The following is a 22,727-nucleotide window of genomic DNA, read 5'->3' on the forward strand; positions in this document are numbered from 1 at the left end:
GTTGTTTCATCTCCTCAATATCATTCAGGAAACGGGTTTTTATCTCAGGAAAGGCGGCATGGGTTTCCAGTTCCTCGTAACAATGAACCCCAGGCAATTCAATATATTCCGGCTGATCGGCAACCGTTGGTATTGGTGGCTTTTCAGAAGCAGTATCTGGTTGCCAGGGTTGGAAAAGTATTGAGTTGATTTCTGTATTTAACGAAAGCATGAATTTGTCCAATGTCATATTTGTTTTGGACATATTCGATTGCAAAATAGTGGAAAAGTTGCATGTTAATGGCTTGCATTGACCTGACTTCAGCAGTTGATCACCCCTGAGCCATGGCTGCTGGGATTGCTTTCGTTGGAATGCGACACCAATCCTGAAAACCGCGGTTAGATATTTCTGGAGACTGCGGTGAACCTGCCTTTGGTCCAGCCCTAAAAAAAGGGCCGGTATTCACAAAATACCGGCCCCTTCGCTTGCAAGGGTTCGCCTTAAAACAAATGCTGATTAACAGCTTCTGACAACCGCGAAGTCCGCAAGGTCCGCCATAGCACTGCGATACTTGCCTTCTGGCAATAAGTTCAGGCAACGTTTTGCTTTGGCTGTGTATTCCCGGGCTTTAGCCGCAGTGTACTGAAGTGCTCCACAGCTGCGAACCGCTTCCACAACGGCTGCAATATTGTCCCGGCCGCCTTGCTCAATCGCTTCCCTTACCAGCGCCTTTTGTTCACTGGTGCCATGTTTCAGGGTGTAAATCAGCGGTAATGTCGGTTTGCCTTCTGCCAGATCATCCCCGAGGTTTTTACCCATGGTTTCAGAATCGCCCTCATAGTCCAGCAAATCATCCACCAGCTGGAAGGCAATGCCGAGGTAATTACCGTAGTTAGCCATATCTTTTTCCAGTTCCGGGCTGGCTTTGCTCAGCACAGCGGCCGTCTGGCTGGAGGCCTGGAACAGCATGGCGGTTTTGCAGCGGATGACTTCCATGTAGTCATCTTCGGTAACATCAGCATCATTGATGTTCATCAGCTGCATAACCTCACCCTCGGCAATGACATTGGTGGCGTCCGCCAGAATATGCAGCAGCTTGAAGCTCTCCAGCCCTACCATCATCTGGAATGCGCGGGAATAGAGAAAATCACCCACCAGAACGCTGGGCGCGTTGCCCCACAGGGCATTCGCCGTGTCTCTGCCGCGGCGCATGTCTGACTGATCCACCACGTCGTCATGCAGCAGGGTGGCAGTGTGCAGGAATTCAATAATGGCGGCCAGTGGTACGTGGTTGCAGTCATTGTAACCACAGGCCCGGGCAGTCAGCAGTACCAGCAATGGGCGTAGCCGCTTGCCACCGGACTTAATGATGTATTCACTGATTTTGCTGACCAGGGCGACGTCAGAGTGCAATTGATCGTGAATGCACTCGTTCACCCTGCGGAAATCGTCGTGGACTGCGATCTGAAAAGAGGCTTGTTGTTTGTCCGGCATCTGGCTTATTTGGTGGGGCGAAATTGGGCATCGTATTTAGTGCTACTGCAACTGTCAATAGCAGCCGGTGATGAAGGCATTAATACAGGGTCTTTGCGGGGTGCCTACTTATTTCAGTGAAACAGGCAGCAGACCTGCTGACCCCTTTCACCGGGCAGGGCAGGATAAAATGCCAACAGGTCTTGCCAGTGAGGCTTGACTCCCTTAAAATTTGCGCCCCTATCTGAGAATCCGGTGCGGTGTGCCGCTTTGTCATGGATTGCTGATTAATAGCTGGTTTCAGCTGCCCTTCAGCTCATGAGGTGCCGCCCATCCCTGATGGTAACTGAAAGGCCGTACTGGTCTTGTTGGAGCCATCAGCTTCTTTAATAGCCATCAGCTTCTTTAATAGCTGTCAGCTGCAAAAGAAGTGGTTTTTAGATAGCTAAAAATTCCACCATGCCTTTCCAGGGCCGGTGGATGCCTTTGACAAAGAGGCTCTTAAGGATTTTCGGAGATCAAATCATGTACGCAGTTATCAGAACTGGTGGTAAGCAGTACCGCGTTACCGAAGGAGAAATCCTGAAGGTAGAAAAACTGAGCAACGCCGCTGGCGAAAGTCTGGAAATCAACGACGTTCTGCTGATCGCCAATGGCGAAGAACTGAAAGTTGGTGCTCCAGTGGTTGAAGGTGCCAAGGTTACTGCTGAAGTTATCAGCCACGGCCGTGGTCCAAAAATCAAGATCATCAAGTTCAAGCGTCGTAAGCATCACCGCAAGCAGATGGGCCATCGTCAGTGGTTCACTGAGCTGAAGATCACCGGAATTGCCGGTTAATTATTGCTGACAGGTTTTTTTAACCTGTTGATTACTTCTAAGGACGGTCTCTGGTGTGGTAGCTGGCGGCAGGTCCGGGATAAAAGGAGAGCAAGATGGCTCACAAAAAAGCTGGCGGTAGTACCCGCAACGGTCGCGATTCAGAAAGTAAACGCCTTGGTGTCAAAATCTTTGGTGGTCAGGCTATCCAGGCGGGTGCCATCATCGTTCGTCAGCGTGGTACCAAGTTCCACGCTGGTGCTAACGTAGGCATCGGTAAGGACCACACCCTGTTCGCCAAGGCCGACGGTAAAGTCGTGTTTGAAGTGAAGGGTCCTAAAAAGCGCAAGTATGTCAGCGTAGCTGCTGCATAATGGCGTTCGGGCTGTCAGTGATTATCTGATGATTGCTGACGGCTCACCCTGAAAGCCCCGCTATCGCGGGGCTTTTGTTTATCTATTGACCGGACAGTGCCTACAGGTAAGCCCTGACATCTATTAAGGGTTTACCTGCAGGCATTGGCAGATGACTGGTTACGCTGCAATTATGGTTGCAGGAGAGTGGCGCAATGAAGTTTGTAGATGAAGCGACAATCACGGTTCAGGCGGGTAAAGGTGGTAATGGCTGCCTGAGCTTTCGCCGTGAAAAATTTATTGAAAAAGGTGGCCCCGATGGTGGCGACGGTGGTGATGGTGGCAGCATCTATGTGATTGCTGACAACGACCTGAATACCCTGGTGGATTACCGCTACCAGAAGCACTACCAGGCACAGAACGGTGAGCCGGGTCGTGGCCGTAACTGTACCGGTGCCAAAGGTACGGATATCGAGCTGAAAGTGCCGGTGGGCACCACGGTTGTGGATAACGAGACGGAAGAGGTTATCTGCGATCTGACCCATGTTGGTGAGCGCGTCAAGGTCGCCCAGGGTGGCTTTCACGGGTTGGGGAATACCCGTTACAAATCCAGTGTTAACCGTGCGCCGAGACAGACCAGCCCGGGTTCTGAAGGCGAGCGCCGGGATCTGCGCCTTGAGCTTAAGGTGATTGCCGATGTAGGCCTGCTCGGTATGCCCAATGCGGGCAAGTCTACGTTTATTCGTGCCGTATCCCAGGCTCGGCCAAAGGTGGCTGATTATCCATTTACTACCTTGGTTCCAAATTTGGGCGTGGTGGCGGTGGATCGTCATCGTGGCTTTGTTATTGCCGATATTCCCGGTCTGATTGAGGGCGCTGCTGAGGGTGCTGGCCTCGGTATTCGTTTCCTCAAGCATTTGGCCCGATGCCGTATTCTGCTGCACCTTGTTGATGTGGCACCTTATGATGACACCGATCCGGCGGAGTCTGCCAAGGCAATTATTCATGAGTTAGAACAGTTCAGTGAAACCCTGGCGAACCGGGATCGCTGGCTGGTGTTGAATAAAGTCGATTTGCTGCCCGACGATCAGCGCGAAGCTGTCTGCCAGCATATTATCAAGGAGCTGAACTGGACCGGCCCTGTTTACCAGACATCCGCTATTGCTGGTCTGGGCACCGGGATTCTTTGTCAGAACATCATGAGCTTTATCGAAGAGCGCGCGCTGGAACAAAGTGAAGATGAAGAGCTGGCCAGACAGGAAGAAGAGCAGCTGAGCAAGATGGAATCTGAGGCGCGCATGCGTATGCGGGAGCTGGCCGAAGAGCGTCGTGCTCGTCGGGCGGCAAAAAAAGCGGCGGATAACGATGACGACGATGATGATGACGATCACGATGTCGAGGTCTTCTACGTATGAGTGAACGCAACCGCTTGCAGGCAGCCCGGCGCTGGGTGATCAAAATTGGCAGTGCGCTGTTAACCAATGAAGGTCAGGGCCTGGATCTTGATCGTATGGACGCCTGGGTGACGCAGATGTGCCAGCTGCGTGATCAGGGCGTGGAGGTTGTGCTGGTCTCTTCCGGTGCGGTTGCGGCAGGCATGGAAAGGCTGGGCTGGATGGAGCGGCCAACAGCGTTGCATCAGCTGCAGGCCGCGGCGGCGGTGGGTCAGGCCCGTCTGGTGCAGGCCTGGGAGGTTGGTTTTCAGAAGTATGGTGTGCAGCCGGCACAGGTACTGTTGACTCACGATGACCACAGTAATCGCCGACGTTACCTGAATGCCCGGAGTACCCTGAAAACCCTGTTGGAAATGGGGGTGGTACCGGTCATCAATGAAAATGACACGGTTGTGACTGACGAACTTCGCTTTGGCGATAACGATACGCTGGCAGCGCTGGTGGCGAACCAGGTGGAAGCGGATGTTCTGGTGATTCTGACGGATCAGGATGGCCTGTTTACCGCCGACCCAAGAACCAACCCTGATGCCAGGCTGATGCATGAAGTGCGTGCCGGGGATGAGTCCCTGGATGCCATGGCGGGTGGTGGCAGTGGTCGCCTGGGGCGCGGAGGCATGCAGACCAAGTTGCGCGCATCCCGCCAGGCAGCTGCGTCCGGCTGTGCGACGGTGATTGTTGGTGGCCGTGCAGACAATGTGATTACCCGGGTGTTTGCCGGTGAAGAGCTGGGTACCTTGCTGCTTCCGGATCAGGAGCCAATGGCGGCACGCAAGCAGTGGCTCCAGGGGCATCTGAAAACCGCTGGTGAACTGGTGCTGGATGCCGGTGCTGTCCGGGTACTGAAGGAGCAGGGTAAAAGCCTGTTGCCGGTAGGGGTAAAGGCGCTGAGAGGCCGCTTCCAGCGTGGTGAGATGGTTACCTGCCTGGATGAAAACGGCAATGAAGTGGCTCGTGGGTTGATCAATTACGGTGCCAGTGAAGCGGAACGCATTATTGGCAAGCCCAGTCATCAGATTAAGGCGTTACTTGGCTATCAGCGAGAGCCTGAGTTGCTGCATCGGGATAATATGGTGCTTGCGTCTTGATCGTATAGATACAAAAAAACCGGCAAAGGCCGGTTTTTTTGTATCCTGACAACGCGCAGTGGTTGTCTGTCTCAGCGAGGCTCAGGCAGTTGCCAGGGCCTTGATCTGAGCGTTCAGACGGCTCTTGTGACGAGCAGCCTTGTTCTTGTGGATGATGCCCTTGTCGGCCATGCGGTCGATCACAGGTACCGCTGCAGTGAAGGCAGCTTTAGCGGCTTCAACGTCTCTGGTGTCGATCGCCTTGATCACCTTCTTGATAGAAGTGCGAACCATGGAACGCAGGCTGGCGTTGTGCTGACGACGGTTTTCAGCCTGACGGGCGCGCTTGCGTGCAGAAGGAGAGTTTGCCATTTCGGTGCTCCTGGAAATTCAATTTCGTTCGGGTTGTCTCAGGGCGGCTTTGGGGCACCCTGCATGGAATAGGTTGTTTGCCGCAGTTACTGGCAATGGCCCGGGTAAGACATTGTCAGCCCATATCCCACTTTCATTTAGCTCAGGGCTGTATCCAGCTCAGGGCTATACCTGGCTCAAGGCTGTATCTGGCTCAAGGCTATTTAGCCGCCGAACTATGCCGACTCAGGCCGGTCTTGTCAATACGGCATACTGCCTGCAGGGCTTTAAATCTACCGGACTGTGGTGTTTTTTGACGGTCCGGGAGGTGACACTGTTTTTGGGCAAAACCGGCGATTTTCACAATATATGTGGCAATCGCAATTACCTTGGATATGATTGGCTGTTTATTCTTATGCTTTTACATTCAATTGCACCATGAGTGATTCCGATAACAGCCCGCCAGCCAATCAGCCTGAACCGAAAAAATCCGGATTGCTGAGATCCAGCCTGGTGGTGGGGATAATGACCATGCTTTCCCGGGTACTGGGTCTGGCCAGGGATGTGGTGGTTGCTGGCTACTTTGGTTCGACAGCCTCAGCGGATGCCTTTTTTGTGGCGTTCAAAATCCCGAATTTTCTTCGTCGCCTGTTTGCTGAAGGGGCGTTTTCTCAGGCTTTTGTGCCGGTGCTGTCGGAATATCGTTCTAAACGAAGCTTTGACGATGTGCGCGAACTGGTCAGTCGCGTAAGTGGAACCCTGGCGGGGATATTGCTGCTGGTGACGGTTGTGGGTGTTCTGGCGGCTCCGATATTGATCCGGCTGTTTGCGCCTGGCTTTATCAATGAACCGGCAAAACTGGCGCTTGCCGGTGACATGCTGCGGATCACCTTTCCCTACCTGCTGTTGATTTCACTAACAGCTCTGTCGGGCTCAATCCTGAATACCTATGGACGCTTTGCGGTACCGGCATTTACTCCCGTGTTGCTGAATCTGAGTTTGATTGGTTCAACACTTCTGCTAACACCCTATTTTGATCAGCCGGTGATGGCACTGGCCTGGGGCGTAGCGATTGCGGGCATTTCCCAGCTGTTACTGCAGATGCCCTTTCTTTTGCAGATTCGCCTTCTGCCCATGCCCAAATGGGGCGTTCAGCATGAGGGCAGCCGTAGAATCATGACACTGATGGTGCCGGCGCTGTTTGGGGTTTCTGTCAGTCAGATCAACCTGCTGCTGGATACGGTGCTGGCCTCTTTCCTGCAAACCGGCAGTGTCTCCTGGCTGTATTACTCTGACCGCTTATCCGAGCTGCCACTGGGCGTGTTTGGTATCGCCATTGCCACGGTGATTCTGCCCAGCCTCTCCACCAAACACGCAGAAGCAGACGGTGGGCATTTCTCCAGAACACTGGATTGGGCTATTCGTCTGGTACTGCTGATTGGTGTGCCGGCGGCCGTTGCGCTGTTCATTCTGGCCGGGCCATTAATCGCGACCCTGTTTGACTATGGCGAGATGACGGACCGTGATGTGTTGATGTCCGCCATGAGTTTGCAGGCCTACTCCCTTGGTTTGATTGCTTTTATGTTGATCAAAGTGCTGGCACCGGGTTATTTTGCCCGCCAGGACACCAAAACACCGGTAAAAATTGCCATTATCGCGATGGTTGCGAATATGGTGTTTAACCTGATTCTGGTATTCCCCCTGCAACATGCCGGGCTGGCACTGGCCACAACTCTGTCGGCTTTTCTGAATGCGGGCTTGCTGTATCGTGGTTTGCAACGGTCCGGGGTTTATCAGCCTGCCAGTGGCTGGCTGGTTTATTTCGCCCGGCTGGTGGTTGCTAACCTGGCGATGGCGGCAACGCTGATCTGGCTGGCCAAAGATATTGAACAATGGCTGGCCTGGTCACTATGGGAGCGAGTATCCCAGACTGGCCTGCTGGTCCTGTCCGGATTGGCGGTTTACATCGGTGTGCTTTTACTCAGTGGTATCAGGCCGGGGCAATTCAGGCATTAGGGCCTGTTGACGTTTCGTTGCGTGCTCAGTGACCCGTGGAACCTGCTGGGGTATACTGCCCGGCTTCATCGTCAACATTTTTTCAACAATGGTTGAATACAGGAAGTAAGGGAGTCCGAGCCCCTCCATGCAGTTGATCCGCGGGTTGCACAATATCAGGCCAGAACATCAGAGATGCGTGGCCACCATCGGTAATTTTGATGGTGTGCATGTGGGCCACAGAACCATTCTTGAGGCCCTGAAACAACAGGCGTTTGAGTTGGACGCCAGGGTATGCGTTATCACCTTTGAGCCCCAGCCCAGAGAGTATTTTCAGGTGGATGCTGCACCCGCGAGGCTGTCCAGCCTGCGGGAGAAGCTGGCGCTGCTGGCGGAAAATCATGTGGACCAGGTGCTCTGTCTGCCGTTTAATGACCGGCTGCGCAGCCTCAGTGCTGATGATTTTGTCTTTCGGGCACTGGTTGAAGGTTTGGATATTCGCTACCTGATTGTGGGTGACGACTTTCGCTACGGCTGTGACCGCAAAGGCGATTTTACCCATCTGGAACGGATGGGTGAGCGCTACGGTTTTGAAGTCTGTGATACCCAGACCGTATTGATGCAGCAGGGGCGTATCAGCAGTACCCGCATTCGTGATGCGCTGGCGGAAAATAAGTTTGCCGAAGCGGAACATATGCTGGGCAGACCATTTACCATGATTGGCCGGGTAGTAAAGGGGCAGCAGTTGGGCAGAACCCTGGGCTTCCCCACGGCGAACATCAGGGTATGTCGTCGACGTCTGCCTTTGCGGGGCGTGTTTGCTGTTCGTACACTGGTGGATGGCCATCGTTTTAATGCGGTTGCCAACCTGGGCGTCAGGCCATCGGTATCCGGCGTTAAACCGCTGCTTGAAGTCCATATGCTCGACTTCAAGGGGGATCTGTATGATCAGACCCTGCGGGTAGAGTTTGTGGAAAAGATCAGGGATGAACAGAAATTTGAATCGCTTGAAGCCTTGCGGGCAGCGATTGCCAATGATATTGAAACAGCCCGCAAGCTTTTTTAAATAACCCGCAAGCTTTTTAAATAAATAGCTGTGATGAATAGTCCGTAGAGGTTCCGGTAAACAACTATGTCCGACTACAAGCATACATTGAATTTGCCGCAGACCGATTTTCCGATGCGCGGCAACTTGGCCCAGCGTGAGCCACAAATGCTCAAGCGCTGGTATGACATGGATCTCTACGAAGAAATTCGCAAGATCAGCCAGGGACGGGAAAAGTTTATTCTCCATGATGGCCCTCCCTATGCCAATGGTGATATCCACATCGGCCATGCCGTTAACAAGATCCTGAAGGATATTATCGTTAAAGCCAAAACACTCGATGGCTACGATGCCCCTTACGTTCCGGGCTGGGACTGCCATGGCCTGCCGATTGAGCATAAGGTTGAAGGTATGCTCGGCAAGGCCGGGGATAAAGTGGATTTCAAAACCTTCCGCAAAAAGTGCCGTGAATACGCCGCCAAACAGGTGGATGGCCAGCGTGAGGACTTCAAGCGCATGGGGGTGTTTGGCGACTGGGACAAGCCATATCTGACCATGGATTTCCAGACCGAAGCTGACATCATCCGTTCCCTGGGCAAAATTGCTGCTAATGGTCATCTGGTCAAAGGCTATAAGCCGGTTTACTGGAGTGTTGTCGGTGGCTCTGCCCTGGCGGAAGCAGAAGTTGAGTATCAGGATAAAACCTCTACCCAGATTGATGTGCGTTATGCAGCGCTTGATGAAGCTGATCTGTTAAGTGCATTTACTTTTGATTCCCCAAAAGGGCAGGGTGAAGGTGAGGTAGCCGTCGTTATCTGGACGACAACACCATGGACCCTGCCATCCTCCCAGGCGGTCAGCATGGGCGGCGATCTGGATTATGCCCTGGTGCAGTGTCAGGTGAATGATGAACCTGCCCGTCTGGTTCTGGCTGAAGCCCTTGTAGCCAGTGCCATGCAGCGTTATGGCATTGAAGACTACACGATCATTGCCCGGGCAAAGGGCGCAGCGTTTGAACACAAGAAAGTTGCCCATCCATTCTATGACCGGGAACTGCCGCTGATACTGGGTGATCACGTCACCATTGACGCGGGTACCGGTAATGTTCATACGGCACCTGACCATGGTGTTGATGACTTTAATGTGGGGCGTCACTACGGCATCGGTACCCTGAACTATCTGGACGACAGTGGTTATTACCGCGCCAACGTAGAACTGTTTGCCGGTGAGCACGTTTACAAGGTTGACCCGAAAGTGGTTGAGGTTCTGGTTGAGAAAGGACGACTGCTGGCTCAGGAAAAACTGACGCACAGTTACCCTCACTGCTGGCGTACCAAAACACCACTGATTTTCCGTGCCACGCCCCAGTGGTTTATCAGCATGACCAAAGAACACCTGCTGGATACCGCCATGGATTCCCTGAAAGGTGTCGTGTTTACCCCTGAGTGGGGCCGTAACCGGATGGAAGCCATGCTGGGCCAGAGTCCGGACTGGTGTATCTCCCGTCAGCGCACCTGGGGTGTGCCGATTGCGCTGTTTATCCATAAAGAGACCGAAGAGCTGCATCCGGAAACTCAGGCACTGATTGAACAAGTCGCACTGAAAGTTGAACAGGAGGGGATGGACGCCTGGTTTGATCTGGAACCTGCGGATATGCTTGGCGCTGAAGATGCTGAGCACTATGTGAAAGTGACCGATACGCTGGATGTCTGGTTTGATTCCGGTGTTACTCACTATTCGGTGATCGAGCGACGTGATGGGCTGCAATTCCCCGCAGACCTCTATCTGGAGGGTTCTGACCAGCACCGTGGCTGGTTCCAGTCGTCCCTGAAAACCAGTATTGCCATGCATGGCGTGCCGCCCTACAAAGGCCTGCTGACCCATGGCTTTACCGTGGATGCCAATGGCCGGAAGATGTCCAAGTCGCTGGGTAATGTGATTGCTCCCCAGAAGGTCTTCAAGTCTCTGGGGGCGGATATTCTGCGTCTCTGGGTCTCTGCCACAGACTACACCTCAGAAATGACCGTTTCTGATGATATCCTCAAGCGCACGGCAGACAGCTATCGTCGTATTCGTAATACCGCACGCTTCCTGTTGTCCAACCTGACCGGTTTCAACCCAGAAACCGATGCGGTTGCCTGGGAGGATATGCTGTCACTGGATAAGTGGGCTGTGGATCGTACCCTGAGACTGCAAAATGAAGTGGTGGATGCGTACAACAGCTACAACTTCCTTTCGGTCTACCAGAAAGTTCACAATTTCTGCTCACTGGATCTGGGTGGTTTCTATCTGGATATCATCAAGGACCGTCAGTACACCACTGCACAGGACAGTCTGGCCCGTCGCAGCTGTCAAACGGCGATGTACCGTATCATCGAGGCCTTTGTCCGCTGGATGGCACCCATCACCAGCTTTACCGCCGACGAAATCTGGGAAGCGATGCCCGGGCAGCGTGGTGCATCGGTTTTCCTGGAAACCTGGTACGAGGGGCTGAACAGTCTGGAAGGTGATGAACTTGGCCGTGAGTTCTGGAATACGATTCTGGACGTGAAGACGGCAGTGAACAAAGCCCTCGAAGATGCCCGTGTGGCTGGAACCATCGGTGGCTCTCTGGAAGCGGAAGTGACTCTGTTTGCCGATGAGGCGCTGACAGAAAAACTGAACCGTCTGGGTAATGAGTTGCGGTTTGTGCTGATTACCTCTGCAGCTACCGTTAAGCCTCTGGCTGATGCGGGTGATGCTGCGGCAACTGAACTGGCAGGACTCAAAGTGCTGGTTGAGAAGGCCGGACACAAGAAGTGCGAGCGTTGCTGGCATCGCCGTGAAGATGTTGGCACCATTGCCGAACATCCGGAGCTTTGCGGCCGCTGTGTTGCAAACGTAGAAGGCAGTGGCGAACAGCGGCAATTTGCCTGATTTTCGTTTTTGCCATAAAAAATACCCGGTCAGCACCGGGTATTTTTTTGGACAGTAGTCTACTTTATGACCTGTTGTTCAACGCTGGGGTGTTGTAACTTGTTAAATTCTTATGGATTTCGGTAATTCGCACTATCCCCCGGCGGTTCAAGACACTTAGTATTGACAGGACTCACTGAATAATATGGACTTTTTAGCAGGAACCGGCCATGCAGAGTAATACTTCAGGAAAGCTTCACTGGCTCTGGCTCAGTGCCATCGTGTTCGGCTTTGACCAACTGGTAAAATGGTGGGTTATTGAGGAGTTTTCCCTTTACCAGCAATTACCGGTATTGCCCTTCTTTTCCCTGACCCTTGCTTACAATACCGGGGCTGCTTTCAGTTTTCTCAGTGATGCGTCCGGTTGGCAGCGCTGGTTTCTCAGTGGTGTCGCTATTATTGTCAGCATCATGCTGGTGGGGTGGTTGAAGCAGCTTCGCTCAGGAGAAAACTGGCAGGCCTGCTCTCTGTCATTAATACTGGGCGGTGCGTTGGGGAATTTGATTGATCGGTTGTTGCATGGGCATGTCACCGACTTTCTGTTGTTTTACTACAAAAACTGGTATTTTCCGGCATTCAATCTGGCGGATACAGCCATTACGGTGGGGGCCGCCATGTTGATTCTGGATATGTTCCGGAGTAATCCTTCGGTGGAAAGTAGCAGCAACGATAAATAGAAGAGCAGGAGCGAGTCACGGTGTCAGCAGTAATTGAGGAAGGCAGCAAGGTCACTCTGCATTTTTCCCTGAAGCTGGATGATGGGAGTGTGGTGGACAGCACACCAGCGGAGAAACCGGCATCCCTGATCATCGGTGATGGTAATCTCCCGGAAGGATTTGAAGAAACGCTGTATGGCCTGGCGTCAGGTGAAGACCGGGTGTCCCGGATTCCTCCGGAAAAAGCGTTTGGTATGCCGAATCCCAATAATCTCCAGCGTATCCCCAGGGGCAGTTTTGCCAGTGGGGTTGAGCTGGAGGAAGGGCTGGTGATGTCCTTTTCTGACGCGGCCAACAGTGAGCTTCCCGGCGTGGTCAGAAATTTTGATGATGAAATGGTTGAAGTTGACTTCAATCACCCTCTGGCAGGTCGGCACCTGACCTTTGAGGTACAGATTCTGGATGTAGAGACGCCTTGAGCGATAACCAGAGCCATAAAGCAGTGACAGAAAAGGTTGGTGACTCCCCTATGAAAATCAAACTGGCTAATCCCCGTGGCTTTTGTGCAGGTGTGGACCGTGCCATTGAGATCGTCAACCGGGCGCTTGATGTTTTCGGTCCTCCTATTTACGTCCGTCATGAGGTGGTCCACAACAAGTTTGTGGTGGAAAACCTGAAAGAGCGTGGGGCAATCTTTGTCGATGAGCTGGATCAGGTACCGGATGACGTCATCGTTATTTTCAGTGCCCACGGTGTTTCTCGGGCTGTAGAGGATGAGGCGCAACGTCGGGGCCTGAAGGTGTTTGATGCCTCCTGCCCGCTGGTAAAAAAAGTTCACATGGAAGTGGTGCGCTATTCCCGGGATGGCATGGAGTGTGTACTGATTGGTCACCATGGGCACCCTGAAGTGGAAGGCACCATGGGGCAGTACGACTCACGAAACGGTGGTGCTATGTATCTGGTTGAGAACGAAGACGATGTTCGTGCTCTTGAGGTAGCAGATCCTGCCAGACTGGCCTATGTCACCCAGACAACCCTTTCCATGGATGACACTGCCAAAGTGATTGAAGCCCTGCGTCTCAAGTTCCCTGAGATACACGGACCAAGGAAAGACGATATTTGCTATGCCACGCAGAACCGGCAGGATGCGGTAAAAATTCTGGCGGGACAGTGTGACCTGGTGTTGGTGGTCGGCTCAGTGAACAGCTCAAACTCCAACCGACTGCGTGAACTGGCCGAGCGCTCGGGCGCTGAAGCACATCTGGTGGATAATGCCGACGATGTCAAACCGGGATGGCTGGTTGACAAAGCATCCATTGGTATCACAGCAGGCGCTTCGGCACCGGATATTCTGGTTCAGGGCGTTATCACGCGGTTAAAAGAACTGGGTGCAGAATTACCGGAAGAGTTGGCTGGTAAAGAAGAGAATATTGTCTTTACCATGCCTAAAGAGCTGCGTTTGAAAGCGGTTTCTGATTAGCCTTTTTCTTTATTCCAAGAGACACGAGGGCCTATCATGATTAACGCAGAAAGAGAACCGAATCTGGAGTCAGCCAATCCTGAAAAAATGGATCAGTGACGTGTATACTCGCCGCGTGCAAAAGCACATACGGCGATTGGAGGTCACAGGCCACCATAATCACTCATAAAACTAAGTGCTTTTGTCCCCGGGAATCTCAGGTCATTCCGGGCTTTTTTGACCAACGGAAATAACCCTTGCATGGTCATACCAATGCACATCCGGGTTCATCCATGTAGCCTGAATTAAAGGAAATAATGTGTCATGCTCCGGTATTTCCTCCAGGTACGGTTCGACTTGGCTGAAAGAAAGGTACATAAAGCGACCAAAAGCATTATCACCACCCTGAACCCGTTTATACGATATTTCTGCATCTACATTAATCAGGCCGGCCTTAGTCATCATATCTGCGAGCAGATATCCCTGATCAAAGTCAACATGTTTTGACATTCTGCGATATACATTCACCACATAATCGGGAAGCTTCGTATTGATTTTGGCAAGCTGGCGGAACCGGTTTAAATTTCCAGCATCAACAAAGTCCTCAATGACCAGATACCCCCCCGGCTTCAGTGATCTGGCCAGTTTGGCGATGAGTTCATAATTGTCATTATGGGTCAGATGCATGACCACGAGTCGGATAAAAACCAGGTCAAACTTGTTGGCACCGGGATCGTAACTGGTGATGTCTTCATGAATAACTTCAATCTGAGGGGCAATTGCCGCCACTTCATCAAGAAAGTGATCATCAATATCCAGTGCGATGACTTTTCCGTTCTCTCCTGTAGATTCCGCGAGGAATTGACTCATTGACCCCAGGCCCGGACCTACCTCCAGGAAATGACCACCCGTCTTCAGATAAGGTTCCAAACTGGCCTGGGACTGAGAATCAAGAATCTGTTGCATGGCTTCCAGTCGATGTCTACTCATACCCAACTTATTGGAAAATGTGTAATCCCCTTCTGGTACCATTTGTTTCTCTAATGCTTCAGATTCAGCATAAGAATACATAGAGAATAAAACCAGGAAAATAAAAGTGAACCTTATAAAGATGTTTCCAGTTATTCTCATAGTTAACACCTGCAAACAATGGGTGAGACTACAAGAATAGATGCCGAATATACTTTATCCACTTATATTTCCAGATCAGTTTTCTAATATATTCGATCAGTGGTAATCAAACGCGATGAGCTGTTTGGCTTAATAAAATGACACTTCCGGTTTCCAGCAGGGCTTATGGGGCTTTTGGTGTCACAGTGAACCATTGGTCAAAGGAAAAAGCCATTAATAAGATAAACGTAACCACTTTATATCTGCAAGCTTAATAATGGAGTGACAAAGGCGGCTTTTTATCACCTGACATCCTCCTGGTGACAACTTTTGGTGACCAGGTAGCAAAATATTGGGTGAGACTGAGTGTCAGGGATTGGGCAATGAAGTACAAGGTTGAGCATTGTTTTTCAGCACATCATTCTGCCAGCTCTCATACAAGGTATGAGAGCAATTGCTGTTTTTTGCCCGGTCATCCTCCCCATCAATGGTTTAACCCTTCGAAAGCAATGGGGGTTTCTCTGATTGAGTTGCTGGTTTCTTTGTCCATTGCGGCTATTTTGATCGCAGCGTCTGCACCGAGCATGAAAACCCTTATCGTCAATAACCGGATCGATAATGTGGCTGATGAACTGTATGGCAGTTTGATGCTGGCCAGATCTGAGGCTGTCAAACGACAACGAACCGTTTCATTGTGTAGCACTGTGGATGACCTGACCTGCGATGAAAGTAACGCTGGCTGGCATCACGGCTGGCTTATTTTTACGGATGAACGTGATGATGGCCTGTTGAACGACAGTGATCAGGTTATTCGTCGTGTTGCAGGGCAGTCAGAGCTTATCTCAATCCTGTGGAATCGTGGTTACCGCCTTCGCTTCAATAGCCGTGGCCAGACCAGTCAGGCAGGCACTTTTCAGGTTTGTGACCAGGACAGTAACAGTGATGCCAAAGCAATTATCATCAGCATGACAGGCCGTCTCCGGACGGAGGAGCGGGGCGCATGCGGCTGAAGGATGTTCATAGCAAAAGCCCTGAGAAAAAAAACCGGGGCGCAGGGTTGATAGAAGTATTGATCAGCCTGCTGGTGATCACGATCGGCATTCTTGGTATGGCAGGGGTGCACAGCAGCAGTTTGCAGTATAACCAGTCAGCCTATGTGCAATCACAGGCTACCTTTTTAGCGACGGATATGCTGGATCGTATTCAGGCCAACAACAGCCTGGCCAGAAGCGGTAACAGTTATCATGCAGGTTTGAATGATCTTGAATACAGCCAATGCATTGACAGCGGCTACCCCGACAGCTGCGAAGCTGGAAGCTGTAGTCCTCAGGAAATGGCGGCCTACGATATTCTGCAATGGAAGTTTCAGCTGACCTGCCAGATTCCGGGAAGCAAGGGTTCAATTACCTACCAGGACAGTGAGGGTGTTCGAACGTATATCATTCGTCTCAGTTTCCCGGATATGGGCAACAGGGTCCCCCTGAGTGATGTGGTATTAAGGGGGATACTATGAAGCGGATTGAGAAAGGATTCTCACTGGTTGAAATGATGATTGCCCTGGTCCTTGGTCTGATTCTTTTTACCGGGGTTGGCCATCTGGTGCTGGCATCCAGCCGATCGTGGGTATTGCAGGATGAGCTGGCACGGGTTCAGGAAAATGGTCGGCTGGCCCTGGATATTCTGGGGCAAAGTATCAGTACTGCGGGATATACCGGCTGTCCTGCCCAGGCAAAGCTGGCGAATTTAGTCTATTCCAACAATGATAATCGTCAGTGGATGATGCATTTTGATAAAGGCGTTCTGGGCATTCCTGCCGGTAACAGTGTTGAGCAGCAGCTGGACAGCAATGCTATCTCGGAAGCCATTATTATTCATAGTGTTGATAGCAATCAGTCCACCCTGGTCAGTGGCCATAATACTGGCACTGCTTCGGCAACACTGGCACAAAGCCGTAGCCATGATGAAGGTGATCTTCTGGCGCTGATTTCATCAGACTGTGGGCAGGTTTCCATTTTCCGGGCAGGGGCGGCAACAACCAATAGTGTGGTGACGCATCCGGCAGCAGGCAGTAGCAGCCTTTACAACTGTATCAGTCAGTTACAGGGTAACTTCAGTTGTCATGGCAGTACTATTGGTTCCGGCAATATCAGTCACCAGGGATCACGAATGGCACCTTTGCAGTCTTATGCCTTCTATCTGAGGGAGAGCAATAACGTACCGACACTGTACCGAAAGCTGGCGGGTGAATACGCCAGTGGCAATAGCATCAATACAGAAGCGCTGGTTGAAGGCATTGAAGGACTGAGTATTCGTTATGGGCTGGACAGTGATAATGACGGGGTTGTCAACCGGTATATGACCGCTGGTGAAATAACACCTTACAGCGATGAGTGGCGGCAGATTATTACAGTCAAGCTTGAACTGCTGGTTCGGAGTTTCACTGAAGTGGCTCCGGAAGCTCAGGCCTATTTCTTTGCTGGCCAGCAAGTGCTGCCCGATGACCTATACGTTCGCCGGAGCTTTATGAAAACCATTAAGCTCAGGAATCGGGGGCTGTGATGGGAATCATTTTAACTGCCGCAGGCATCAGACAACATATTGAGTTTTTCAGGAGAAGCCGTTTATTGCATCCGGAAACAGGTGAGAGAGGAAGTATATTGCTGGTCAGCCTGGTGATGTTGCTGGTTATGACGGTTGCTGGTTTGATCTCTGTAAAAATGGCAACGCTTGAAGAGAAGATGAGTGGTAATTATCAGGATCAGCAGATGGCATTTTATGCGGCAGAGGCGGCGTTAAAAGAGGCGGAAAATTTTATTGCTGACAATGCGCTGGCCTTATCAGGCTTTGGCGTGAATTGTGACAATGGGTACTGTTTTGCCGGAAGCGATATTGACGATATTGGCAGCTGTGACCCAGGTGTTTCCGAGCCCTGGTTAACGGGTACCTTGTGGAGTGCGAGTGATCGGCACAGAGTGACGACAGTTACCATCAGCGGTATATCAGCCCGGGCCAAATACATTATTGAGTTTCGCTGCTATATCGCCAAAGAGGCATCAGGGCCTTTACCAGATCCGGCCAACCGTGGGGACTGGGCCAGGTTCTATCGGATTACCGCCCTGGCTAGGGGCGGTTCAGGCGATTCGCAGGTAATGCTTCAATCGTCGTATAAAAAAAGCAATTGATGTTGAGTTAGGGAATATTAACAGGGAAGTGGAGGTGATCATGGATCGATATACCTCACATGGTGTTACTTTCAGGCAGGTCGTGTTGTTCGGGCTGCTGGTGCTGTTGTCTTTTCGGGCCAATGCTGAAGCGGTTTCCAGTGATTATGCCGCAACGCCCCCCTTGATCAGTAATACATCAGAGCCACTGGTGATGCTGGTGATGTCCGTTGACCATGAACTGTTTAAAAAAGCGTACAGCGATTACACGGACCTTAATTCGGATGGACGACTGGATACCAGCTATGTGGACAGTTTTGACTATCTCGGGTATTTCGACAGTAACTGGTGCTATCAATACGCTTCCGGACGCTATTCTCCGGTAGCCCAGGCCACCGGTGATCACGGGCACTATTGCACCACCTCTCAGGCTCCCTGGAGTGGTAACTTTCTGAACTGGGCCACCATGACACGGATGGACATCCTCAGAACGGTGCTTTTTGGCGGAAAGCGATCCACGGATACCGATAATCAAACGATACTGGAACGGGCTTATATCCCCAGGGATGTGCATGCGTTTGTCAAAATTTACAGGAGCAGTGATTCAGGCATTCCCACCGGGAATTTTACGCCCTATAACAACAGTGAGATCAGTCTCTGTAATGTTGCCGGTTCTGAAAATGGCACGCCTGAAGTCAGGGTTGCCAGGGAGGCCTGGCCGCGATGGGCTTCTACAGAAGTAAAGCAGTGCCAGTGGGGCGCACAGAACAGTCCTTCTACCAGTTACAGATTAACGACAAACGATGTTTATATTAACGCCTGTGTCACCGGTAAAGATGCCGCAAGTACCGATCGCTGTAAGCTGTACAGCACTGGCAAGAGCAAACCCATAGGCTTGCTTCAGCAGTATGGTGAGTCAGGGGATATTCGCTTTGGCTTAATCAGTGGCTCTTATGATAAAAATATTTCCGGTGGCGTATTGCGGCGAAATATCAGCAAAATTGCCGGAAACACTCAGAGTTCTGATGATGAAATAGAGCTTTCTTCCGGACGTTTTACCAGTGTTGAAGGGATTATTCATAACATCAATCAATTCAGGCTGGCGAAGTACAGTTTTTCCCAAAACAAATATACAGATTGTAATAGCTACGGCATTTCTGTCTCGGCGTTTAAATCCAGCAGAGGCACCTACTCTTCACGTCATTGCAGTATGTGGGGGAACCCTCTGGCGGAACTGTATCTGGAAGCGCTTCGTTACTTTGCCGGAGAAACTACGGCTACCAGTAGCTTCGACACCACCAATGACAGAGCCTTCGTCAGTAATCTGTCCAGAGAGAGCTGGGCGAATCCAATGTCAACAGATAATGCCTGTGCCAACTGCTCGATTATTGTTTTATCCACGGGATTGAACTCATTCGATACTGATCAGCTGTCCAGTAGCTCTGATCTTCCGGGAATGACCGGCACCAGCTCTGTTAATAGTAAAACGGATGAAGTCGGGGATCATGAGTATGGCGGCAGTTTTGCCGGTCATTATCTTGTGGGGGGGACGGGTAGTACACGTCAATGTACTGCTAAGTATTTGTCTGGTCTTTCCGATGCTGTGGGCCTGTGTCCGGAAATCCCTCAGCTGGAAGGTGGCTATCAAGTGTCCGGACTGGCTTTTCATGGCAACACAACAGACCTGCGAACAGATCTTGATGGCAATCAGAGAGTGAAAACCTATGCCATAGAGCTGGCCGAAACCATGCCCAGCTTTACGTTGAATGTGGATGGCAGGCTTTTTACTTTTCAGCCGGTTTGCCAGACCAGTGCAAATTTTGGCAGTGGTAGCGGTAATTTTTCCGGTAGTGGCAGTGATTGCACGCTAACCGATGTAGTGGTGGAGAAACTGATACTGGACGGGACCGGGCAGGTGGTTGAGGGGGCTCTGCTGTTTACCTGGGAGGATTCTCTCTGGGGTAACGATTATGACTACGATGCCTCTTCCAGAATCAAGTTTTGTGTTGGCAGCCAATGCAACCAAACAGCAGACAGTACACTGAATACCACCGGGTTTAATGCCAATGAAGTCAGAGTGGCTGTGCAGGTGGATGGCGTATTTGCCGGTCTGAATATGCGTTTCTCTTATACCGTTACCGGGAGTTCAGGGCGTGATGGCCTGCAAACTGATTATGCCTACAAGGGAACAACCGCATTTAAGGTTACTGATTTTACCGCTTCCGGAGCGGCTGCTGGCGTGTTGCCCAAACCGCTGTTTCTTGCGGCAAAATACGGTGGCTTTATCGATCTTGATGGCGATGGCAGTCCCAATCATGATACTGATGGGGATGGCAGCCCTGATAGCGATGATCATCGTGAGTGGGACAATAGAAATAATGTGACGGGAGCCTTGGGCTCGGATGGCTTGCCGGATAACTATTTTTTCGCCAGAAATCCAGCCTTGCTTGCCAGTCAGTTGGGGCAGGTACTGGAGGATATTTCCAGTCGGGTCTCTTCGGCAACGAATGCGGCGCTGTTTGCCAATAGCTCTACAGGCACTGGCGCTATCTATCAGGCACTGTTTCAGCCAAGCCTTGATATCAATGGCAAGTCGGTGACCTGGGGCGGTATTCTCCATTCACTGTTTATCGATAGCAAAGGCTATATCCGGGAAGATGGCAACGGGAATGCCCAACTGGATGACTACCGCTCAGATAAAATCGTTGAACTGTTTTTTGATCCGAATGCCGGACAGACAATGGTTCAACGTTACACCTCTGACGATTTTGGTGTCACCAGGGTAGCCGATGGCCCGCTGAAATCACTCGCTTCACTTGAGACGATCTGGGATGCGCGGGAACAGCTGGCCTTATTGAGTAATCTGACCAATCAGAGAACCTATGATGCGCTCGCCTCCGGTGGCCGATATATGCTGACCTGGCTGGATATCAATAATAATCAGCAGGTGGATGATGACGAACAGCTGCCGTTTATGTCTTCAACCTTTACTGGACATGAAGGGTATCTGGGCGTTTCTGCCAGTGAAGTCGCTACTGTCGTTAACTATGTTCGGGGAGAAGAGCAGGCTGGCACCCGTTCCCGTACCATCGATTTTGATGAAGATGGTATTGATGAAGTCTGGCGCCTTGGGGATATCGTTCACTCAACACCCAGACTGGTGGCAGCACCCGATAGTCGTTACGACGCCTATTACAACGACAGCAGCTATCGAACCTTCCGCAATCAATACCTGAATCGGCGGCATGTGCTCTACGTCGGAGCCAACGATGGTTTGATTCATGCCTTTAATGGCGGGTTCTGGGAAGAGAGTTCCTACCGCTATGAGCGCACAGCCAGTCATGGTGAGGTACAGCATCCGCTGGGTTCAGAGCTTTGGAGTTACGCACCAATGAATCTGTTACCTCACCTTCGCTGGCTCACTGAGACCGATTACCCCCATGTTTATTACATGGATTCGGAACCGATGGTCTTCGATGCCAATATCTTCGCTGATGACAGCACTCATCCTGGTGGCTGGGGAACGGTTCTGGTGGTGGGTATGAGACTGGGAGGGGGCAATATTGATGTCACCATCGACAGTGAAAGTCGTACCATGCGCTCTGCCTGGGTGGTGTTGGATATCACTGATCCCGAGCAGCCCCCGGCGTTGCTGGCTGAAATTACCCATGCTGATCTGGGTTTTACTACCTCACAGCCTGCGCTGGTTAAACGGCGGAAAGCTGGTACGGATGTTAATGGCGAGACCGATTGGAGTAATCCGGTACAAAACGAATGGTACCTGGTGTTTGGCTCCGGGCCAGCAGGCAGCGGGTCTACTGCCCTGAGATCAGCCCTGGAGCAGGGAACGTCGGATCAGAATCTTCGCGTATTTGCTTATGATCTGAATAACAAGAATTTTGTTGCCGGTTTTGATCCCCTTGTGACCTCCTATTCCACGGCTTATGCAGGCGATATGGTGGCTGAAGACTGGGACCGGGATTACCAGGATGATGCCGTTTACTTTGGCACGGTTGAGACAGGAAGTATCGGTTTGAGTGGAAAACTGATGAGGCTGAGGCTGACATCAGCACTGGAAAACTCCAGCCTGAATGTGTTGATGGATGCCGGACAGCCGATTACGGCACCCCCCATGACCGTGACTGATGACAACAGCTTCTGGGTATACTCCGGAACAGGTCGGCTGCTGACCAATGGTGACAATCGCAGTACTGAGGCCAACTATTTCTACGGTGTTCAGGAACCGTTGAACAGCTCCAGGCAGTTTACCTATGCATCCGTCAGCCAGAGTAATCTGGTCAATGTGGGGGATGTGGTTGTATTTACCAATGGTGATGTCGTGCAGAAGTCAGACTCCTCCTATACGCCATTTACGGTAGGCTCCCGAACCATCAACAGTTTCGGTACCTTACAGGCGGTGGTCGCTGAGCAGGGGGGGTGGACGCTGCCTCTCAGTGTTGATGGCTCTGGCCCAGCCGGGCGAAGTGTGAACAGCGCTGCCAGGTTGTTCTCCCAAATCCTGTTTACTGAATACCGTCCACCTGCGGACAGTTGTTCCATTGATGGTACAAGCTCACTTTATGCTGTGCATTACCTGACCGGTACCGCATCGCCTGATGCCGTCCTGGGCAGTGTACCTGTGGATACTCTGGAGCTGGAGCGTTCCCTGAATAAGGTGAGTCTGGGGATCGGTTATGCTTCTTCACCGGTGGCCCATCAGGGGGAAGGAGGGAAACTGACTGCGGTGACCCAGGGGGCCGGTGGCAGTATTACTGCAAGAAACCTTGATTACAGTTTCAGCTCGGAAGGACGGCAGAGCTGGTGGCAGATTTTCAGCATTCCATGGATTGATTGA

19 protein-coding genes are annotated in these 22,727 nt (G+C 51.5%); 15 read left to right on the forward strand and 4 right to left on the reverse strand.

The genetic code is table 11. From position 1 onward, the window contains the following. Together ACO6VE_RS18600 and ispB are read right to left on the reverse strand one after the other, a co-directional pair. Nucleotides 1-256 (reverse strand): hypothetical protein (locus tag ACO6VE_RS18600; protein ID WP_422462821.1); only part of this gene is annotated, 256 nt, incomplete at its 3' end. A 240-nt stretch (nt 257-496) separates the two neighbouring features. Further along, complete coding sequence (ispB, locus tag ACO6VE_RS18605) at nt 497-1,474, reverse strand: octaprenyl diphosphate synthase (RefSeq protein ID WP_422462823.1); 978 nt, start codon at nt 1,472-1,474, stop codon at nt 497-499. Nucleotides 1,475-1,978: 504 nt separating this feature from the next. Between ispB and rplU the strand changes: the two genes are divergently transcribed. The 4 genes from rplU to proB all read left to right on the forward strand — a co-directional run bounded on the left by rplU (nt 1,979) and on the right by proB (nt 5,161). Beyond that, entirely contained in the window at nt 1,979-2,290 is a 312-nt protein-coding gene (gene rplU, locus ACO6VE_RS18610; protein WP_101748326.1) for a 50S ribosomal protein L21, read from the forward strand. 95 nt (nt 2,291-2,385) lie between these two features. After that, nucleotides 2,386-2,643, forward strand: a complete 258-nt coding sequence (rpmA, locus tag ACO6VE_RS18615) for a 50S ribosomal protein L27 (protein WP_020581555.1) — start codon at nt 2,386-2,388, stop codon at nt 2,641-2,643. A 194-nt stretch (nt 2,644-2,837) separates the two neighbouring features. After that, nucleotides 2,838-4,037, forward strand: a complete 1,200-nt coding sequence (gene cgtA / locus ACO6VE_RS18620) for an Obg family GTPase CgtA (protein WP_269672981.1) — start codon at nt 2,838-2,840, stop codon at nt 4,035-4,037. Next, on the forward strand, nt 4,034-5,161 hold the full coding sequence (gene proB / locus ACO6VE_RS18625) for a glutamate 5-kinase (RefSeq protein WP_422462825.1): 1,128 nt from the start codon (nt 4,034-4,036) through the stop codon (nt 5,159-5,161). Before cgtA ends, proB begins: the two co-directional genes overlap by 4 nt. An 81-nt stretch (nt 5,162-5,242) precedes the next feature. Here proB and rpsT read toward each other — a convergent pair whose 3' ends face one another. Beyond that, a complete protein-coding gene (gene rpsT, locus ACO6VE_RS18630) occupies nt 5,243-5,512 on the reverse strand; it encodes a 30S ribosomal protein S20 (RefSeq protein ID WP_101748329.1) in 270 nt (89 codons plus the stop codon). Between the two features lie 417 nt (nt 5,513-5,929). Between rpsT and murJ the strand changes: the two genes are divergently transcribed. The 6 genes from murJ (at nt 5,930) to ispH (ending at nt 13,622) form a co-directional block, all read left to right on the forward strand. Continuing rightward, nucleotides 5,930-7,507 (forward strand): murein biosynthesis integral membrane protein MurJ, encoded by a 1,578-nt coding sequence (murJ, locus tag ACO6VE_RS18635; RefSeq protein ID WP_422462827.1) that lies wholly within the window; start codon nt 5,930-5,932, stop codon nt 7,505-7,507. Between the two features lie 127 nt (nt 7,508-7,634). Continuing rightward, nucleotides 7,635-8,552 (forward strand): bifunctional riboflavin kinase/FAD synthetase, encoded by a 918-nt coding sequence (ribF, locus tag ACO6VE_RS18640; RefSeq protein WP_422446863.1) that lies wholly within the window; start codon nt 7,635-7,637, stop codon nt 8,550-8,552. A gap of 66 nt (nt 8,553-8,618) precedes the next feature. After that, the gene (ileS, locus tag ACO6VE_RS18645) at nt 8,619-11,447 is read left to right on the forward strand and encodes an isoleucine--tRNA ligase (RefSeq protein WP_422462829.1); all 2,829 of its coding nucleotides are present in this window, start codon (nt 8,619-8,621) and stop codon (nt 11,445-11,447) included. 209 nt (nt 11,448-11,656) lie between these two features. Further along, entirely contained in the window at nt 11,657-12,163 is a 507-nt protein-coding gene (gene lspA / locus ACO6VE_RS18650; RefSeq protein ID WP_422446859.1) for a signal peptidase II, read from the forward strand. 20 nt (nt 12,164-12,183) lie between these two features. Then, nucleotides 12,184-12,621 (forward strand): FKBP-type peptidyl-prolyl cis-trans isomerase, encoded by a 438-nt coding sequence (gene fkpB / locus ACO6VE_RS18655; RefSeq protein ID WP_422446857.1) that lies wholly within the window; start codon nt 12,184-12,186, stop codon nt 12,619-12,621. Between the two features lie 50 nt (nt 12,622-12,671). Further along, the gene (gene ispH / locus ACO6VE_RS18660) at nt 12,672-13,622 is read left to right on the forward strand and encodes a 4-hydroxy-3-methylbut-2-enyl diphosphate reductase (protein ID WP_422447925.1); all 951 of its coding nucleotides are present in this window, start codon (nt 12,672-12,674) and stop codon (nt 13,620-13,622) included. 201 nt (nt 13,623-13,823) lie between these two features. Here ispH and ACO6VE_RS18665 read toward each other — a convergent pair whose 3' ends face one another. After that, nucleotides 13,824-14,732 carry a class I SAM-dependent methyltransferase gene (locus tag ACO6VE_RS18665; protein WP_422447923.1) on the reverse strand — a complete coding sequence of 303 codons (909 nt, stop codon included), beginning with the start codon at nt 14,730-14,732 and terminating at the stop codon, nt 13,824-13,826. Between the two features lie 362 nt (nt 14,733-15,094). Here ACO6VE_RS18665 and ACO6VE_RS18670 point away from each other — a divergent pair, with 362 nt between their 5' ends. The 5 genes from ACO6VE_RS18670 to ACO6VE_RS18690 are packed head-to-tail and all read left to right on the forward strand — an operon-like array spanning nt 15,095 to nt 22,727. After that, entirely contained in the window at nt 15,095-15,721 is a 627-nt protein-coding gene (locus tag ACO6VE_RS18670; RefSeq protein ID WP_422462831.1) for a GspH/FimT family pseudopilin, read from the forward strand. After that, nucleotides 15,712-16,224, forward strand: coding sequence for a type IV pilus modification protein PilV (pilV, locus tag ACO6VE_RS18675; protein ID WP_422462833.1), 513 nt, complete (start codon nt 15,712-15,714; stop codon nt 16,222-16,224). Before ACO6VE_RS18670 ends, pilV begins: the two co-directional genes overlap by 10 nt. Next, the gene (locus ACO6VE_RS18680; RefSeq protein ID WP_422462835.1) at nt 16,221-17,270 is read left to right on the forward strand and encodes a PilW family protein; all 1,050 of its coding nucleotides are present in this window, start codon (nt 16,221-16,223) and stop codon (nt 17,268-17,270) included. The genes pilV and ACO6VE_RS18680 overlap by 4 nt, the downstream gene beginning before the upstream one ends. Then, a complete protein-coding gene (locus tag ACO6VE_RS18685; protein WP_422462851.1) occupies nt 17,270-17,893 on the forward strand; it encodes a pilus assembly PilX family protein in 624 nt (207 codons plus the stop codon). Before ACO6VE_RS18680 ends, ACO6VE_RS18685 begins: the two co-directional genes overlap by 1 nt. 40 nt (nt 17,894-17,933) lie before the next feature. Further along, a complete protein-coding gene (locus ACO6VE_RS18690; protein ID WP_422462837.1) occupies nt 17,934-22,727 on the forward strand; it encodes a pilus assembly protein in 4,794 nt (1,597 codons plus the stop codon).

The sequence above is a fragment of the Endozoicomonas sp. ALB115 genome (genome assembly GCF_049310245.1).
Taxonomy (GTDB): Bacteria; Pseudomonadota; Gammaproteobacteria; order Pseudomonadales; family Endozoicomonadaceae; genus Endozoicomonas.

Excerpts from the sequence above, each read along its gene's own strand:
- ACO6VE_RS18670 (WP_422462831.1), top strand. The coding sequence starts at position 15,095 with ATGAAGTACAAGGTTGAGCATTGTTTTTCAGCACATCATTCTGCCAGC.
- ileS (WP_422462829.1), top strand. The coding sequence starts at position 8,619 with ATGTCCGACTACAAGCATACATTGAATTTGCCGCAGACCGATTTTCCG.
- lspA (WP_422446859.1), top strand. The coding sequence starts at position 11,657 with ATGCAGAGTAATACTTCAGGAAAGCTTCACTGGCTCTGGCTCAGTGCC.
- ACO6VE_RS18665 (WP_422447923.1), bottom strand. The coding sequence starts at position 14,732 with ATGAGAATAACTGGAAACATCTTTATAAGGTTCACTTTTATTTTCCTG.
- rpmA (WP_020581555.1), top strand. The coding sequence starts at position 2,386 with ATGGCTCACAAAAAAGCTGGCGGTAGTACCCGCAACGGTCGCGATTCA.
- cgtA (WP_269672981.1), top strand. The coding sequence starts at position 2,838 with ATGAAGTTTGTAGATGAAGCGACAATCACGGTTCAGGCGGGTAAAGGT.
- rplU (WP_101748326.1), top strand. The coding sequence starts at position 1,979 with ATGTACGCAGTTATCAGAACTGGTGGTAAGCAGTACCGCGTTACCGAA.
- ACO6VE_RS18685 (WP_422462851.1), top strand. The coding sequence starts at position 17,270 with ATGGGAATCATTTTAACTGCCGCAGGCATCAGACAACATATTGAGTTT.
- ACO6VE_RS18680 (WP_422462835.1), top strand. The coding sequence starts at position 16,221 with ATGAAGCGGATTGAGAAAGGATTCTCACTGGTTGAAATGATGATTGCC.
- ispB (WP_422462823.1), bottom strand. The coding sequence starts at position 1,474 with ATGCCGGACAAACAACAAGCCTCTTTTCAGATCGCAGTCCACGACGAT.
- pilV (WP_422462833.1), top strand. The coding sequence starts at position 15,712 with ATGCGGCTGAAGGATGTTCATAGCAAAAGCCCTGAGAAAAAAAACCGG.
- proB (WP_422462825.1), top strand. The coding sequence starts at position 4,034 with ATGAGTGAACGCAACCGCTTGCAGGCAGCCCGGCGCTGGGTGATCAAA.
- ribF (WP_422446863.1), top strand. The coding sequence starts at position 7,635 with ATGCAGTTGATCCGCGGGTTGCACAATATCAGGCCAGAACATCAGAGA.
- ispH (WP_422447925.1), top strand. The coding sequence starts at position 12,672 with ATGAAAATCAAACTGGCTAATCCCCGTGGCTTTTGTGCAGGTGTGGAC.
- murJ (WP_422462827.1), top strand. The coding sequence starts at position 5,930 with ATGAGTGATTCCGATAACAGCCCGCCAGCCAATCAGCCTGAACCGAAA.
- rpsT (WP_101748329.1), bottom strand. The coding sequence starts at position 5,512 with ATGGCAAACTCTCCTTCTGCACGCAAGCGCGCCCGTCAGGCTGAAAAC.
- ACO6VE_RS18690 (WP_422462837.1), top strand. The coding sequence starts at position 17,934 with ATGGATCGATATACCTCACATGGTGTTACTTTCAGGCAGGTCGTGTTG.